This is a genomic window from Conexibacter sp. CPCC 205762, assembly GCF_030646155.1.
Taxonomy (GTDB): domain Bacteria; phylum Actinomycetota; class Thermoleophilia; order Solirubrobacterales; family Solirubrobacteraceae; genus Conexibacter.
Window position 1 is genome coordinate 1 of sequence record NZ_JAUTDN010000022.1, and the last position, 14,810, is coordinate 14,810.

The following is a 14,810-nucleotide window of genomic DNA, read 5'->3' on the forward strand; positions in this document are numbered from 1 at the left end:
CTCATCCGGCGTATGCAGATGCGCCCGATGCGTCGAGAACGCACAGTACTTGCAATAGCACTGACACGAACGCGACAGCGAAAGCGTCAGATTGCGGCTGAAGGTGACCCGGCGGTGCCGAGGCACCGGCTTACGAGGAGCGCCCAACACGATTCCGCAGCGCGACCGCCGCCGCCGCGGCGTGAGCGTCTTGCGCAACGATCGCCGCAACGACCGCTCCGTATGGAGGTGATGTTTGGCCGGCGGCCGCCCTGACGACGTCGCTCTGGAAGCCCTCCGGCAGCGCGGCGCCGACGTTCGCATACAGCTCGATCAAGGTCCCGTTGCCGCTGGCGGTGACAATCGCGTCGCTCACGGCGAGGTCGGCAGCCGCCAGACGCTCCAGATCCCGGGCCTGCCACGCCGCGGAAGCGTTCTCGAGCAAGCGCTGAAGCTCCTCGGCTTGAGCATCGCTGCGCCGCGCGGCCGCGAGCCGGGCTGCCTCGACTTCCAGCGCGCGCTGAACCTCCTGAACCTCCCGCGACTGGGAATCGCCGATCCGACGTCGCAGCGCGCCGGCGAGCTCGTTCGTCGCTCGCAGATAGGTCCCGTCCCCCTGGCGAGGCTCGAGCATCCCAGCGTAAACGAGCGCGCGCACTGCCTCGCGCAGCGCGTTGCGGCCGATCCCGAACTGCGCGGTGAGCTGCGGCTCGGTCGGGATCCTGCTGCCGACAGTCCACGCCCCGGATTCGATTTCCGCCTTCAACGCCGAGATCGCCTGATCGACCAGCGAGGTTCGCTCGACCACGCTCATGCCGTGGGAACGACGCACCAGCCGCCGTCGATCCGCAGGTTGACGCCGGTGATGTACCGCGCTCGTTCCGAGGCGAGGAAAGTGACGGCGTCGGCGACCTCCTGCGGCATCGCGAAACGTCCCATCGGGATGAGAGCCGCCTCTTCCGCCTGAAGATCGTCTCGTGGTCTTCCGGTCGCGCGGGCGCCGGCAGCGAAGCGCTCTTCAGCCCGCTCGCCCTCGACCCACCCGGGCAGCACGTTGTTGATCCGGATCCGCTCGGGAGCCAGCTTGACCGACATGTACTTGGCGTAGCCGGTCGCGGCCAGACGCGGGACCTCCGCCGGCCGCGACTGCGGAAGCAGCCGGTGGACGCCGCACGAGGTGACGTTCACGATGCTGCCGCCGCCGCGGGCGCGCATGTGCGGGATCGCGAGCTCGGTCAGGCGGATCGCGCCCAACGCCCACATGCTCCATGCATCGGCCCACGCTTCATCGGTCTCGGCGAACGGCCTGGCGTACGTGCCGCAGGTGTTGGTGAGCAGGATGTCGAGGCCGCCGAGCCGCTCGACCGTCTGGTCGATCGCCTCGCGGCAGCTGTCGCGGTCGCGCACGTCGGTCGCGATCGCCGGGACCGGTCTGCCAGCGATTCTGGAGAGCATGGCCGCGGCCGGTCCGAGCCATTCGTCGTCGAGCGCGTAGATCGCGACCGTGACGCCCTCGCGGGCGAGCGCCTCCGCGACTGCGCGTCCGATGCCGAGGCTGCCGCCGCCGACGAGCGCGACCTTGCCCTCCAGTCTCAGGTCCATCTGTTCAGGAAGCCGCCTGGGCTCCGGCCGGGTGGTTGGCGAACTCGACGCAGCGCAGCGGCTCGATGAACTCGAACGGGCCGTGCGGCGTGCCGGCGGGGTTGAAGGTGTACGTGCCCGCGACGTGCGTCTCGTCGCCGACGTGGCAGGCGCCGGCGAGCAGGAGACAGTCCTCGTCGTAGGTGTGCAACGCGACGCCGGGGGTCACGCCGTCGAGTCTCAGGACGCGGGCGAACGAACCCGACGGGCCGCGCGTCAGGATCTTCTCGAACGCCTGGCCCGGCGTCCCGTCCGGCTTCTGCTCCCACGGCAGCGCGGCAATGTCCTCGGCCGTCAGGGCCACCTCCGGCTTGTCGAGCGCGCTGTTGACATCGCGCAGCTGCAAGACCACTGCGCCGTCCTCGCCCGCGACCGCGCGCTCGCCCGATCGCGGAGCGCGGCAGAGGTAGGAGCCGTCGACGAAGCGACGTCCGTCGAGCAGCAGCGACCCCGCGAGCACGAACGTCTCGTGCCAGCGGTCCGGGGATGCCGTCTCGATGGCAGCGCCCGCGCGGATCTCCAGGCGCAGCGTCTGGGAGCCGGCGACGGGGTCGCGGGCGAGCAGCCGCTGCTCGGCTCCGTCCCATCCCGGCACGGGGGTGGAGGCGAGGCGCGCGACGTCCTCGGGGAACAGACGGATCAGGTCTTTCGGCACTGCGAGTTCCTTCCTTCGTCGTGTCAGGTGGTCGCGAGGCGGATGCGCGGATCGACGACCCCGTAGAGCAGATCGGTGACGAGGTTGACGACGCTGTAGACGAGCGCGCCGAGCAGGATCGCCCCCTGGACGGGCGCATAGTCCTGCGCCTGGATCGACTGCGCGACCCACCCGCCGATGCCCGGCCAGTTGAAGACCGCCTCGACGAGCAGGGCGCCAGCCATCAGCTCCCCGAACCACATGCCGCTCAGCGTCAGGATCGGCAGCAGCGCGTTGGGCAGGGCGTGCCGGAACAGCACGCGCGTCTCGCTCGCGCCCTTCGCGCGAGCCGTCCGGACGTAGTCGTTGCGGTAGACGTCGATCGTGCTCCGCCGCACGATCCGCGACAGGTAGGCCGCCAACGGGATCGCGAGCGTCAACGCGGGCAGCACGAGGTGGCTGAGCGCGTTCCCGAAGGCGGCGAAGTCACCGGCGATCAACGAGTCGACGAGCAGCAAGCCGGTTGTTCTCGCCGGCATCGCGACCGTATCGTCGATCCGGCCGAACGGCGCCGGCGCGATCCCCAGCCAGGTGAAGAAGACGAGGATCAGCACGAGCCCGAGCCAGAACTGGGGCATGCCGAGACCGACGATCGCGCCTGCGCGCGAGAAGCGGTCGACCCATCGTCGCCGTCCTGCCGACAGCACGCCGATCGGGATCGCCAGCAGCAGCGCGATCGCCATCGCCGTCATCGCCAGCTCAAGCGTCGCGGGGAGACGCGCGGTCAGTTCGGCGGTGACCGTCGTGCGCGTGCGCCACGAGTAGCCGAGGTCGCCGGTCGCGAGATCGCCGACGTAGGTGCCGTACTGCTGCAGCAGCGGTCGATCGACGCCCATGTCGGCGCGCAGTGCCGAGACCGCCTGCTCGCTCGCCTGCGGCCCGAGCAGCTTGCGCGCCGGGTCGCCTGGCGCGGCTCGCAGCAGCACGAACGCGATCAGCGACGCGAAGAAGAGGACGGCGAGCGTCGCGAGGACGCGTCTAACGACGAAGCTTGCCATGAGGATCCAAGTGGTCGCGCAGGCCCTCGCCGAGAGCCATGCTGAGGGTCACGAGGGCGAGGATTCCGAGGCCGGGGAAGATCGACATCCACCACTGGCCCGAGATCAGGTAGGTGCGTCCTTCGGTGATCATGCCGCCCCATTCCGGGGTCGGCGGCTGGATGCCGAGCCCGAGGAAGCCGAGGCCGGCGATGGCGAGCACCGCGTATGCGATGCCGAGCGAGGCCTGCACCGCGACGCCGCCGAGCACCGACGGCAGCACGTGGCGGATGAGGATGTGGCCGGTCGGGGCGCCGAGCACCCGCTGGGCGTCGATGAACTCGCGCGAGCGCAGCGAGAGCACCTCGCTGCGCACCGTCCGCGCGTACCACGGCACGCCGGTGACGGCGATCGCGAGCCCGACCGAGACTGCGCCCGGACCCATCGCGACAGCGAGCGCCATTCCCATGATCAGCGCCGGGAACGCGAGCACGCCATCCAGCGCACGGCCGATCACGGCGTCGACGGGGCCGCCGACGAGGCCGGTGAACGCCCCGATGAGCGTTCCGACGACCGACGAGCAGAAGACGGCGCAGACGCCGACCGCGAGAGAGATGCGCGCCCCCACCAGGAAGCGCGCGAAGACGTCGCGCCCGAGCTCGTCGGTGCCGAACGGGTGCGTGCCGGACGGACCCTGCAGCGCACTCTGGAGGTCGACCGCCAGCGGGTCCTTCCCCCACAGCAGCGGTCCCACGAGCGCGAGCAGGAGGAAGGCGACCAGCCCCATCGCGACGGCTCGCAGCCCGGCGGCGCCCAGCGCCGCCCACGCGCGCCGTCCGCGTCCCGGCGCGGGGGCGGTCCGTCCACCGTGCGGGCCGGGCGCCGGGCGCAGCGGCTCTCGCATCGTCGCGCTCATGCCGAGGCTCCCCGCGTCGCGCCGAGCAGCGATGGCGGCAGCAGCTCCGCCTGGCGGTCAGAGAAATGGCAGGCCGCGCGATGCTGCCCGCCGTCGGCGCGTCCACCCAGGGCCGGCCGAGCGGTCGTGCAGATCTCCGGGTCGCCGAGTCTGCTCCGCAGCCAGCAGCGAGTGTGGAAGGCGCAGCCGGAGGGCGGATCGGCAGGGCTGGGCGGATCGCCGTGCAGCACGATCCGTTCACGCGCCCGCTCGCGCGCGACGTCGGCGATCGGCACCGCCGACAGCAGCGCCGCCGTGTACGGGTGCCGGGGCTCGCGGTAGATCTGCTCCGACGGTCCGCTTTCGACCACGCGGCCGAGATACATGACGGCGACCGTGTCGGCGATCTGCCGCACGACCGCGAGGTCGTGCGAGATGAAGACGTAGGCGATGCCAAGCTCCTGCTGCAGCCGCTCGAGCAGCGCGAGGATCTGCGCTTGGATCGCGACGTCGAGCGCGCTGACCGATTCGTCGAGCACGATCAGCGACGGCTCCAGTGCGAGCGCGCGGGCGATGCCGATGCGCTGGCGCTGGCCGCCGCTCAGCTCGTGCGGCAGCCGCGTCGCGAACTCCGTGCCGAGGCCCACGAGCTCCAGCAGCTCGACGACGCGTCTTCTGCGCTGCTCGCGGCCGCCGCAGAGGTCGTGCAGCGCGAGCGGCTCCTCGAGGATCCGGCCGATCCGCTGGCGCGGGTCGAGGCTCGCCTGCGGATCCTGGAAGACGAGCTGAAAGTGCCGCCGCAGGTCGCGCAGGCGGCGCGCTCTCTCGCCGCCGAGTCGCGTCCCGCCGATCGTCACCTGGCCGGCGGTCGCATCGGCGAGCTGCACGATCGCGCGCCCGAGTGTCGTCTTGCCGCAGCCGGACTCGCCGACCAGTCCGAGCGTCCTGCCGGCGCCGACCGTCAGCGAGACGTCGTCGACTGCTCGCACGTTCGTCACCTTGCGACCGATCGCGCCGCCGCGTCTGCTGAAGACGACCTCCAGCCCAGCGGTCTCGAGCGCCACCTTCCGCGCCGCGCCGTCCGGCTCGCCCCCGGCCGCCGCCGGCGCTCTCTTGGCGACGTCGAGTCGCGGCAGCGACTCCAGCAGTCTGATCGTGTAGGGGTCGCTGGGACGGCTGAGGATCTGCGCCGTCTCGCCTCGTTCCACGACCTCGCCGCGGTTCATGACGACGACGCGATCGGCGACGCGCCCCACGACGCCGAGGTCGTGCGTGATCAGCAGCACGCCCATCGACAGCTCGCGCTGCAGCTCCTGGATCAGGTCGAGGATCTGCGCCTGGACGGTGACGTCCAGCGCCGTCGTCGGCTCGTCGGCGATCAGCAAGGGCGGAGCGGACGCGAGCGCCATCGCGATCATCGCGCGCTGGCGCATCCCGCCGCTGAACTGGTGGGGGTAGTCGCGGAACCGGCGCTGCGGGTCGGGGATGCCCACCTGCGCCAGTCTGGCGACGGCGAGCCGGCGCGCCTCGCGCGTCCCGATCCGTCTGTGCAGCCGGATCGCCTCGACGATCTGGTCGCCGATCCGCTGCACCGGGTTGAGGCTCGAGAGCGGGTCCTGGAAGACCGTCCCGGCGCGCGCGCCGCGGACCAGGCGCAGCTCCTCCTCGCTCATCGCGGCACGGTCCTCGCCTGCCAGGACGGCCTCGTCCATCGACACGCGCGCTCCGGCCGGCAGCAGCCCCAGCAGCGCGAGCGCACTGACCGTCTTGCCGGAGCCGGACTCGCCGACGAGCGCGACGACCTCTCCCGCCCGCACGTCGAGGTCGACGCCGCGCACCGCGCGGACCGGGTCGTCGGCCGGTCCGAACGCGACGTTCAGCCCGCGGACCCGCAGCAGCAGGTCCCGCTCGATCTCGCCGGCCGTCGCGGCGCCCGCAGCGGAACCGGGCACCGCGGGGATGCTGCCGTTGCGGTTCACGATGCGCCGTCCACCTTCAGCTTCCGGATCACCAGCTGCTGGTCGTCGAAGTACTCGTAGCCTCTGAGCCGCGGGCTCGCGACGGCGATCGTGTCGCTCGCGAAGATCGGCAGGATCGGGTTGTCGGCGACGATCCGCTCGGAGGCCTCGCGGTAGATCTGCGCGCGGCGCTTCTGATCGGGCTCCGTGCGCCCCTCGTCGAGCAGTCTGTCGACGTCTCTGTCGCAGTATCTGGACCAGTTGAACGGGTTGCCGCACATCGCGAAGAAGCCGAGGAAGAACGCCGGGTCGTTGACCGACGAGCCGTCGCGCAGGATGTAGGCCTGCGTCTTGAAGTTGGAGACGGTGTCAGAGAAGGCCGAGGCGCTGAGCGTGTTGATCTGCACGTCGATCCCGATCTCCTTCCAGGCCGACTGCAGCGCGGTCGCCATCTGCAGCTGCTCGGTCTCGCCGCTCTTGACCGCGAGCGAGATCCGCTTGCCGGTCGCACCGGCCTGCTGGATCAGCTGCTTCGCCCGCTCGACGTCGCGCGCGGGCACGGCGAAGCCGGGATAGAACGGCATCGCGGGCGGGATCATCCCGGCGAACGCTCTCGCGTAGCCGTAGCCGAACCGCTCCTGCAGCTCGGCGTGCGGCATCGCGAGCCAGAGCGCCTCGCGCACGCGGGCGTCGTCGACCGGCGGTTTGTCGTTGTTCAGCCCGATGTACGCGTAGCGGTTGCTCGCGTTGGCGAAGATCTGCCGCCCCTGCTGCTCCAGCGATCTGAGGTCCTTGAGCCCGACGCCGTACGCGAGATCGACGTCGCCGGACGCGGTGAGCGTCTGCAGCGTAGTCGGGTCGGTGACGATCCGCATCACGACGTTCTTGGCGCCGACGGGCTCGCGCCAGTAGTTCGGGCGCGCTCTGAGGCGGACCTCGCTGTCGGGGTCGTACGACTCGAGTTCGTACGCGCCGGCGCCGGCGGTGTGACGCGCGAGCCACTCGTCGCCCGCTCTCGAGAGCCCGCCGTGCTGCGCGAGCAGTCTGCGGTCGATCGGGCCGTTGCCGCGCGAGGTCATCCGCAGCAGGAAGAGCGGGTCGCTGTGCGCGATGCGCACGCGGACTGTGTGGTCGTCGACCTTCTCGATCGATCTGAAGAGGCCCTTCTCGCCCATCGTCAACACGTACGCCTGGCAGCCGTCTCTGTCGAGCAGGCGACGGAGGCTGAAGACGACGTCGTCGGCGGTGACGGGGTTGCCGCTGGCGAACGTCGCGTCTCTGCGCAGGGAGAAGGTGTAGGTCTTGCCGTCCCTGCTGACGTTCCATCTCTCCGCGAGCGCCGGCGCGACTTCCTGCGCGCCCGACGCGTCGCGTCTGGGCGACAGCTCGATCATGTTGTCGTACGCCGCGGTGACGACGTGGTAGTCATACGGCGAGGAGCAGGCGAGCGCCGGGTCGATGTTCGTGAGCCCGGTGTTGTACGCGATGTCGAGCGTCTGCGAGCCCCCGCCCTCACCGCCGGCGGCGCCTGACGGCACGCTGCTGCCGCAGCCGGCGGCCGTCGCCGCGACGAGCGCGACGCCGACGAGCGCGACAGCGGAGCGCCGGGCTCGCCGGACGGGGCGCGAGGGCGCGGACAGGCTCCGCTTGGAGTCGAACGATCGATTGCGCAACTGCATCAGAACCAGCCTTTGCCGTGGCAGCGCAAGGCGCTCCCAGCTCCACATATCTCTCCGCCGCGGTCACGGCCCGTGGCCTCAGAATATTTAGCAGTGCTGAAATCCATATGCAAGAGGAATGTAATATTCGGGCTTGCCGCCGCTCCCTCGTGGCAACTGGAAGCCGTCAGGCGAAGTTCTTCACCTCGAGGCAGAGGTACGGCTCGCTGAACTCGAACGGCCCGTGATGCGTGCCGGGCGGGTTGTTCGTGTAGGTGCCGGCCGCGTGACGCTCGCGTCCCTCGCCCGAGAAGTAGCAGCCGTCGAGCGCCAGCATCTCCTCGCCGTGGTCGTGCAGCTCGGCGTGACGTTGGTTGGGGGCGCCGTCGCCGAGCGGCTCGATCTTCACCAGGTGGGTCTTCGAGCCGCACGGGCCCTCGACCAGCACCTTCTCGTAGAAGCCTGCGCTGCGACCCTCCATCGGGCGCCACGCCATCGCCTCGACCTGCTCCGCCGTCAGCGCGACGAACGGCTTGCGCATGCGCGTCCCGGCGTCCTCCAACTGCAGGACGTTCGCGCCCTCCGGCCCGGCTTCGATCGTGACGGCGTCGCCCGGCCGCCAGCACAGATACGAGCCGGCGCGATGGGCGCGGCCGCCGATCGACAGCTCGCCGTCGAGCACGTAGAGCTCCTGCCAGAGCCGGGCGTCGATCGGGTCCAGCCGCGCCCCGATCCCGAGCGCGAGCATCCGCGTCCGCGCGCCGCTCTCGGAGCTCGCGGCGAGCACGCGCGCCCGCACGCCCGGGTTCAGCTGCTCCCATTCGAGCGCGGCGACCTGCTCGGGCAGCAGCTGGACGGGATGGTCAACGATGGTCGGCACGGTGCCTCCTGTCTCGCCGGCGACGAGCAGACGGACCGCAGTGGTCCGCGCTCTCCTCCGGACGGGTTGAACGTGTGGATGCGGAGCCGGTCGCGAGCGCGCCGCGGCGGTGCAGGGCGACCCAGAGCGCGGCGAGCGCGATCGCCGCCGGGGCGACCGACAACGCGGCCGTGACGCCGGCGCGGTCGATCACCCAGCCGGCGGAGACCGACCCCGCGGCGACGCCCAGCACCATCGCCGAGCTGGCCCAGGCGAACGCTTCGGTCAGCAGCTCTGCCGGCGCGATCTCGCTCAGGACCTGGAACTCGGTCGAGACCGCCGGCGCGAAGGCGGAGCCAGCCAGCAGGGCGCAGGCCCCCGCTGCCGGCGCGCTGCCGGCGACGAGCAGCGGCAGCGTCGCGACCGCGAGGGCGGCGAACGCGGCCGCGTAGCGTACGACGAGGCCGGCCCGCCAACTGCGGGAGCCGTACCAGAGGCCCCCGGCGAAGCTGCCGACGCTGAACAGCGCGAGCAGCACGCCCGCGAGGCCGGGGCCCGACAGGTCGACGGCACGCGCCGAGATCCCGACCTGCAGCACGCCCCAGTAGACGCCCGCGAGCAGGATCGCGACGAGCACCGTGCGCAGCGGCGCTGAGGAGACCGCGCTGCGCCCGCCCTCGGGACGTCGCGGCGACGGGCGCGCATGCCGTACCGCCGGTACGGCGACGAAGCCGAGCGTCCCGGCGAGCGCGAAGGCCGCCGCGGCGATCAGTGCGTCCGGCGCCTCGAGCACCGCGACGGCGAGCGCCACCAGCAGCGGCCCGCTCACAAAGACGACCTCCTGCGCGATCGCGTCGAGCGCGTAGGCCGACTGGCGCAGCTCGGGCGCCGGCAGCAGCTGCGGCCACAGCGACCGCAGGCAGGCCGACACCGGAGGCAGCGTCGCGCCGACCAGCGCCGCGCCGCCGACCAGCAGGGTGCCGGAAGCGCCGAGGCGCGCCGCCAGCGAGAGCGTCAGCAGCAGAGAGCTGTGGAGCAGCGCGCACGGCAGCAGCACCTGCCGCCGTCCGCAACGGTCGGCGACGCCGCCGAGGAGCGGCAGCGCCAGCGCGCTCGCCGCCGAATAGGCGGCGACGGCCGTGCCCGCGAGCGCGAACGAGCCGGTCGCCTCGCGCACGACGATCAGGATCGCCAGCGACGTGAGCCCCATCGGCAGACGGGCGACCAGCGCCGTGGCCAGCAGCCGCGGCAGCCCCGAGACCGCGAGCACCCGCCGATACGTCAGCATCGCGCGCGAGCCGCCTCACCACGACCGCATCAGCCCACCGTCGACCGGGATCACGGTCCCCGTCAGGTAAGCCGCGCGCGCCGAGGAGAGAAAGGCGACGAGGTTGGCGATGTCGGCGGGCACGCCGAATCTGCCGGCGGGGATCGCGGCCAGATCGGCCTCCGGCGAGCGGTTCGCGTAGTACTCCTTGAAGCTGTCGGTCTCGATCCGGCCCGGCGCGATCGAGTTGACGGTGATCCCGTCGGCCGCGACCTCGCGCGCGAGCGTCATCAGCCAGCCGACGACGGCCGGACGCAGCGAGTTCGACAGCACGCGGCCGTCCTGCACCTCGCGGAAGGTCGGCGAGCCGATCGACAGCACGCGCCCCTCGCCCGAGCGCCGCAGCGCCGGCAACAGCCGTCGCGTCAACTCGACGACCGGCCACAGGACCAGGTCGATCGCCTCGTCGAGCTCGTCGCGGGTGACCGACTCCGTCGTCGCGTCGCCCGGTCCGCCGCCGTTGTGGACGAGGATGTCGAGGCCCCGGCCCCACTGCTCGATCTCCCCGACGAGCCGATCGAGGTCGGCGGGATCGGTCAGGTCGCCCGGGACCAGCAGGCATCGCTCCGCGTCCGCGGCGGCGGGCTGCCGCGGGACGCGCGCGAAGCAGATCACGTGCGCCCCCGCGGCCGCGAGCGTCTCGGCGCAGGCGCGGCCGATGCCGCGCGAGGCGCCGCAGACCAGCGCCGTGCGACCGCTCAGATCGAGGCTAAGCATGGGCCGCCGGCTCCGCACCGCCATCGGACGCGTCGAGGAAGCTCGACGCCGATCCGCTCAGCTGATCGCCGTCGGCGCTGCGCAGGAAGAGGGCGTGGCGGCTGTCCCATTGCACGTGGGCGCGCTCGCCCTCGACCGCCTCCAGCGCGACCTCGACCGGCTGCCGCGAGCGAACGATCAGGTCGTCGTCGAGCAGGACCTCGGTGACGCAATACGCGCCGAAGTAGCGGACCCGGCCGATCCTGCCGGTCAGGGAGCTGTCGAGATCTGGATCGCGCTCGCGGTTGACGCGCACGTTCTCCGGCCGCACGACCAGCATCCCGCCGCGGCCGGCCTCGGCGGCGCCGCGAGCGCGCAGGCGCAGCGACGCGCCGTTCGAGGCGAACGCGACCTCGCCGTCGCCGCTGGTCGTGACCGGGAGGCGGTTCGACTCGCCCATGAAGCGGGCGACGAACAGGTCGGCGGGCCGCTCGTAGAGGTCGTCGGACGAGCCGACCTGCGCGATCCGCCCCTCGTTGAAGATCGCCACGACATCGGACATCGTCATCGCCTCGTCCTGGTCATGGGTGACGTAGATGACGGTGATCCCCAGCTGCTCCTGGATGCGCTTGATCTCGATCTGCATCGCGTCGCGCAGCCGGCGGTCGAGCGCGGCCAGCGGCTCGTCCATCAACAGCAGCCGCGGCTCGAAGACGAGCGCGCGCGCCAGCGCCACGCGCTGCTGCTGTCCGCCGGAGAGCTCACGCGGCAGCCGCTCGCCGTAATCGGCGAGATGGACCAGCTCGAGCGCGCCGCGCACCTTCTCCCGCACCTGCGCCTTCGGGAGCCTGCGCCGTCTCAGCGGGAAGGCGACGTTGTCGGCCGCCGTCATGTGCGGGAACAGCGCGTAGTGCTGGAAGACGACGCCGATGTTGCGCTTGTGCGGCGGCAGCGAGAGGATCGAGGCGCCGTCGAGCAGGATCTCGCCCTCGTCGACGTCGGCGAAGCCGGAGATCGCGTTGAGCGTCGTCGTCTTGCCCGAGCCGCTCGGCCCGAGGAAGGTCACGAACTGGCCGGGCTCGATCGACAGGGATGTGTCGTCGACCGCGACGACAGATCCGAAGCGCTTCGTCAGGTTCTTGATCTCGACCCGGGCGCCGAGGGCCGAGGTCTCAGCGGCTGGCTGCATCGCCGGCGGCTCCCTTCTTCGTCATGACCAGGAACGCGACCGCCATCCCGAGCGCCGCGAGCGAGAGCGTGAGCGTCGACGCGACCGCCACCGTGGGGTCGACCGTGTCGGTCAGGCTCGAGTAGATCTTCACCGGCAGCGTCTGGAAGGTGGGGCTGGAGATGAACATCGCGACGACGACGTCGTCGAGCGACGCCGCGAAGGCCAACGCCGCCGCGATCGCCAGCGACCGCTTCAGCAGCGGCAGCGTCACGGTGAAGAACGCAACCGCCGGGCCGGCCCCGAGCGTGCGCGCGGCGCGCTCGAGCCCGTCGTCCAGCGATCTCAGCCCCGCCGTCACCGTGACGATCACGAACGGCAGCGCGATCAGCGAGTGCGCGATCACGAACGCCTGCAGCGTCCCGACCATTCTCGCCTCCAGGAAGATCGCGTAGAGGGCGATCGCGACGAGGACGATCGGGATGATCATCGGCGCGGTCGCCAGCGCCATCACGGCGGCTCTGCCCGGGAACCTGCCCCGCGCGAGGCCGTAGGCCGCCGCCGTGCCGATCGCGGTCGCCACGACGGTGACGATCGCCGCGACGGTGAGCGAGTGGACGATCGCATCGCGCCAGGTGACGTCGGAGAGGAGGTTCTCGTACCACCGCGTCGACCACGATCTCGGCGGGAACTCGAACGTCGCGCGGCCGTTGAAGCTCATCGGCACCGCGACCAGCGCGGGCGCGATCAGCAGCACCATCACCAGGCCGCAGAAGGCGTTGAGGGCGATCCGCCCCTTGCCGGCGCTCATCTCCCGCCTCCGCTGCCGTTGCTGAGCACCGAGCTCCAGCGGCTCGCGCGCGAGCCGAGCCACAGCAGCAGCAGCGTGACGCCGAGCAGGATCAGGCCCATCGCGCTGCCGCGCCCCCAGGCCAGCAGCTGGTTGATCTGCTGCGCGACGAGCTGTGGCAACAGGCTCTGCTGCGGCGAGCCGAGCAGCGCCGGGGTGATGTACGACCCGAGCGTGATCACGAAGACGACGAGCGAGCCGGCGACGACGCCGGGCAGCGACAGCGGCAGGTAGACGCGCGTGAAGGCCTGCGTCGGCGTCGCGCCGAGCGAGCGGGCGGCGCCCATGAGGCGGACGTCGATCTCGCGCAGCGACGCGTACAGCGGCAGGATGATGAACGGCAGGCTGATCTGGACGAGGCCGATGATCACGCCGCTCAGCGAGCCGATCATGTGGAACGGCCCGAGGCCGACCGCGCCGAGCGCGTCGTTGACCGGGCCCTTGTCCTGCAGCAGGATCACCCACGAGTAGTTGCGGGTCATCGTGCCGACGAGCAACGGCGCGATCACGGCCGCCTGCATCACGAGCCGCATCCGCCAGCCGACGACCGTCATCGCGTACGCGTACGGGTAGGCGATGACGAGGCAGGCGAGCGTCACGATCGCGGCGGTGCGGAAGGTCCGCAGCAGGACGACGCGGTTGAGCTCCTCGTCGAAGAACCAGCGGTAGTTGTCGAGCAGCGCACCGTGCCCGCCGGGGAAGTCGGAGACGCTGCGCTCGACGATCGTCGCCAGCGGATATCCCATGGCGAAGCCGAGCAGGATCAGGGACGGGATGATCAGGGCGAACTCACGGGAGAAGAGCCCTGCGAGACCGCGCCCCGCCGGCTTGGACCGGGAGGGCGGGGCCGCGCGGTTGAGGCGCTGCGCGTTCGACATGGTTCAGAAGCTCGCTCGGCCGGCCCTCAGCCTGAGATCCAGGCCGTGAAGCGCTGATTGAGCTCTTCGTAGTTGTCCGCGTACCACTGCTGATCGAACGGGATCGCGACCTCCTCGTGCTCAGGCACGGCGAGGCTGTACTTCTTGAAGAGCTCGTTCGGGTATCTCGGCTGCTTGGCATCCTTGAGTGCGGGCGAGACCGGCCACATCTCGGCAGCCTCGGTCTGCAGTCTCGGATTGAGCACGTAATTGATCACCTGGTCGACGGCGGCCCGGTTAGGTGTGCCCTCGGTGACCGTCCAGAGGTTGATGTAGATGAACGCCTGGTCCCAGATCGGCTCGATCGTGGCGCCGGCGTCGGCGGCCTGCCAGGCGGCCGAGTCGGTGTAGATGCCCATCGCGACATCGCCTGAGACCTGCTGCTGGATCGACTGCGCCAGCGTGTTGTAGACGAGCAGGTCGCCTCTGATCGAGTCCATCTTCTTGAAGGCCCGATCGAGGTCCAGCGGGTAGAGATCCTCCGGCGCGACGCCGTCGGCGAGCAGCGCGCCTTCGATGATCCCGTTGTAGTAGAAGCTCGGAACCGCCCGCTTGCCGGGGTATTTCTCGACGTCGAAGAAGTCGGCCCAGGACGACGGCGGATCATCGGCGAACGTCTTGGCGTTGTAGGCCTTGATGAACGAGCCGGCGTCGCGCGGCAGGACGCAGTCGCCGACGACGTCGCGGTACTTCTCCTTGAACATCGCCGGGTCGGATCTGATCTTCGCGAAGACCGTTCCGCACTGGGCGATCGCCATGTAGGGATCGCCGCTCGTCATGTCCCACTGGATGTTCCCGGACTCGACCTGCGTCTGCAGCTTGGCATAGTCCAGTGGCGCGTCGAAGCTCATCGAGATCCCGGTTCTCGCCTTGAACTCCGGGGTGAAGTAGACGGCCTTCATCACGTCCTCAGTCTTGCCGCCGTAGGTGGCGATCGTGACCTTGCCGCCTCTCTTGCCCGTCGCCGAGCCGCCGTCGCCGGCGTCGTCGCTGCTGCCGCAGGCGGCCAGCGCGACGGAGGCGACCGCGACGCCGGCGACCGCCGACCAGCCGCCCTTCCGCTTCCAAAGGGACTTCCTCACCGCTTCCTCCTCACCTCGACCCGTCGCGTACGCGACGGGCTCACCGGTTGTGGTCCTTAAACTTTAACCACAGTGTAGGAGAATTGCAACTGTACTTAAGTCAAAAGGT

Annotated in this window: 14 protein-coding genes; all 14 read right to left on the reverse strand. The window is 70.8% G+C overall.

Features of this window, described 5'->3' with window-relative positions; genetic code table 11:
- Positions 1-130: 130 nt before the first annotated feature.
- A complete protein-coding gene (locus Q7L73_RS16840) occupies positions 131-793 on the reverse strand; it encodes a FadR/GntR family transcriptional regulator (RefSeq protein ID WP_304692640.1) in 663 nt (220 codons plus the stop codon).
- Positions 790-1,581 carry an SDR family oxidoreductase gene (locus Q7L73_RS16845; protein ID WP_304692642.1) on the reverse strand — a complete coding sequence of 264 codons (792 nt, stop codon included), beginning with the start codon at positions 1,579-1,581 and terminating at the stop codon, positions 790-792. Before Q7L73_RS16845 ends, Q7L73_RS16840 begins: the two co-directional genes overlap by 4 nt.
- 4 nt (positions 1,582-1,585) lie before the next feature.
- Entirely contained in the window at positions 1,586-2,275 is a 690-nt protein-coding gene (locus Q7L73_RS16850; protein ID WP_304692644.1) for a hypothetical protein, read from the reverse strand.
- A 23-nt stretch (positions 2,276-2,298) separates the two neighbouring features.
- A complete protein-coding gene (locus Q7L73_RS16855) occupies positions 2,299-3,312 on the reverse strand; it encodes an ABC transporter permease (RefSeq protein ID WP_304692645.1) in 1,014 nt (337 codons plus the stop codon).
- Entirely contained in the window at positions 3,293-4,207 is a 915-nt protein-coding gene (locus Q7L73_RS16860; RefSeq protein ID WP_304692647.1) for an ABC transporter permease, read from the reverse strand. The genes Q7L73_RS16855 and Q7L73_RS16860 overlap by 20 nt, the downstream gene beginning before the upstream one ends.
- The gene (locus Q7L73_RS16865; protein WP_304692648.1) at positions 4,204-6,138 is read right to left on the reverse strand and encodes an ABC transporter ATP-binding protein; all 1,935 of its coding nucleotides are present in this window, start codon (positions 6,136-6,138) and stop codon (positions 4,204-4,206) included. The genes Q7L73_RS16860 and Q7L73_RS16865 overlap by 4 nt, the downstream gene beginning before the upstream one ends.
- A gap of 23 nt (positions 6,139-6,161) precedes the next feature.
- Complete coding sequence (locus tag Q7L73_RS16870) at positions 6,162-7,823, reverse strand: ABC transporter substrate-binding protein (protein ID WP_304692649.1); 1,662 nt, start codon at positions 7,821-7,823, stop codon at positions 6,162-6,164.
- 166 nt (positions 7,824-7,989) lie between these two features.
- Positions 7,990-8,682, reverse strand: a complete 693-nt coding sequence (locus Q7L73_RS16875) for a cupin domain-containing protein (protein WP_304692650.1) — start codon at positions 8,680-8,682, stop codon at positions 7,990-7,992.
- Positions 8,666-9,949, reverse strand: a complete 1,284-nt coding sequence (locus Q7L73_RS16880) for an MFS transporter (RefSeq protein ID WP_304692651.1) — start codon at positions 9,947-9,949, stop codon at positions 8,666-8,668. Before Q7L73_RS16880 ends, Q7L73_RS16875 begins: the two co-directional genes overlap by 17 nt.
- Positions 9,950-9,964: 15 nt before the next feature.
- Positions 9,965-10,705 (reverse strand): SDR family NAD(P)-dependent oxidoreductase, encoded by a 741-nt coding sequence (locus Q7L73_RS16885; RefSeq protein ID WP_304692652.1) that lies wholly within the window; start codon positions 10,703-10,705, stop codon positions 9,965-9,967.
- Entirely contained in the window at positions 10,698-11,873 is a 1,176-nt protein-coding gene (locus Q7L73_RS16890) for an ABC transporter ATP-binding protein (RefSeq protein ID WP_304692653.1), read from the reverse strand. Before Q7L73_RS16890 ends, Q7L73_RS16885 begins: the two co-directional genes overlap by 8 nt.
- Positions 11,857-12,663 carry an ABC transporter permease gene (locus Q7L73_RS16895; RefSeq protein ID WP_304692655.1) on the reverse strand — a complete coding sequence of 269 codons (807 nt, stop codon included), beginning with the start codon at positions 12,661-12,663 and terminating at the stop codon, positions 11,857-11,859. The genes Q7L73_RS16890 and Q7L73_RS16895 overlap by 17 nt, the downstream gene beginning before the upstream one ends.
- A complete protein-coding gene (locus tag Q7L73_RS16900) occupies positions 12,660-13,448 on the reverse strand; it encodes an ABC transporter permease (RefSeq protein ID WP_304692657.1) in 789 nt (262 codons plus the stop codon). The genes Q7L73_RS16895 and Q7L73_RS16900 overlap by 4 nt, the downstream gene beginning before the upstream one ends.
- Positions 13,449-13,606: 158 nt before the next feature.
- On the reverse strand, positions 13,607-14,701 hold the full coding sequence (locus tag Q7L73_RS16905) for an extracellular solute-binding protein (RefSeq protein ID WP_304692659.1): 1,095 nt from the start codon (positions 14,699-14,701) through the stop codon (positions 13,607-13,609).
- Positions 14,702-14,810 lie beyond the last annotated feature (109 nt).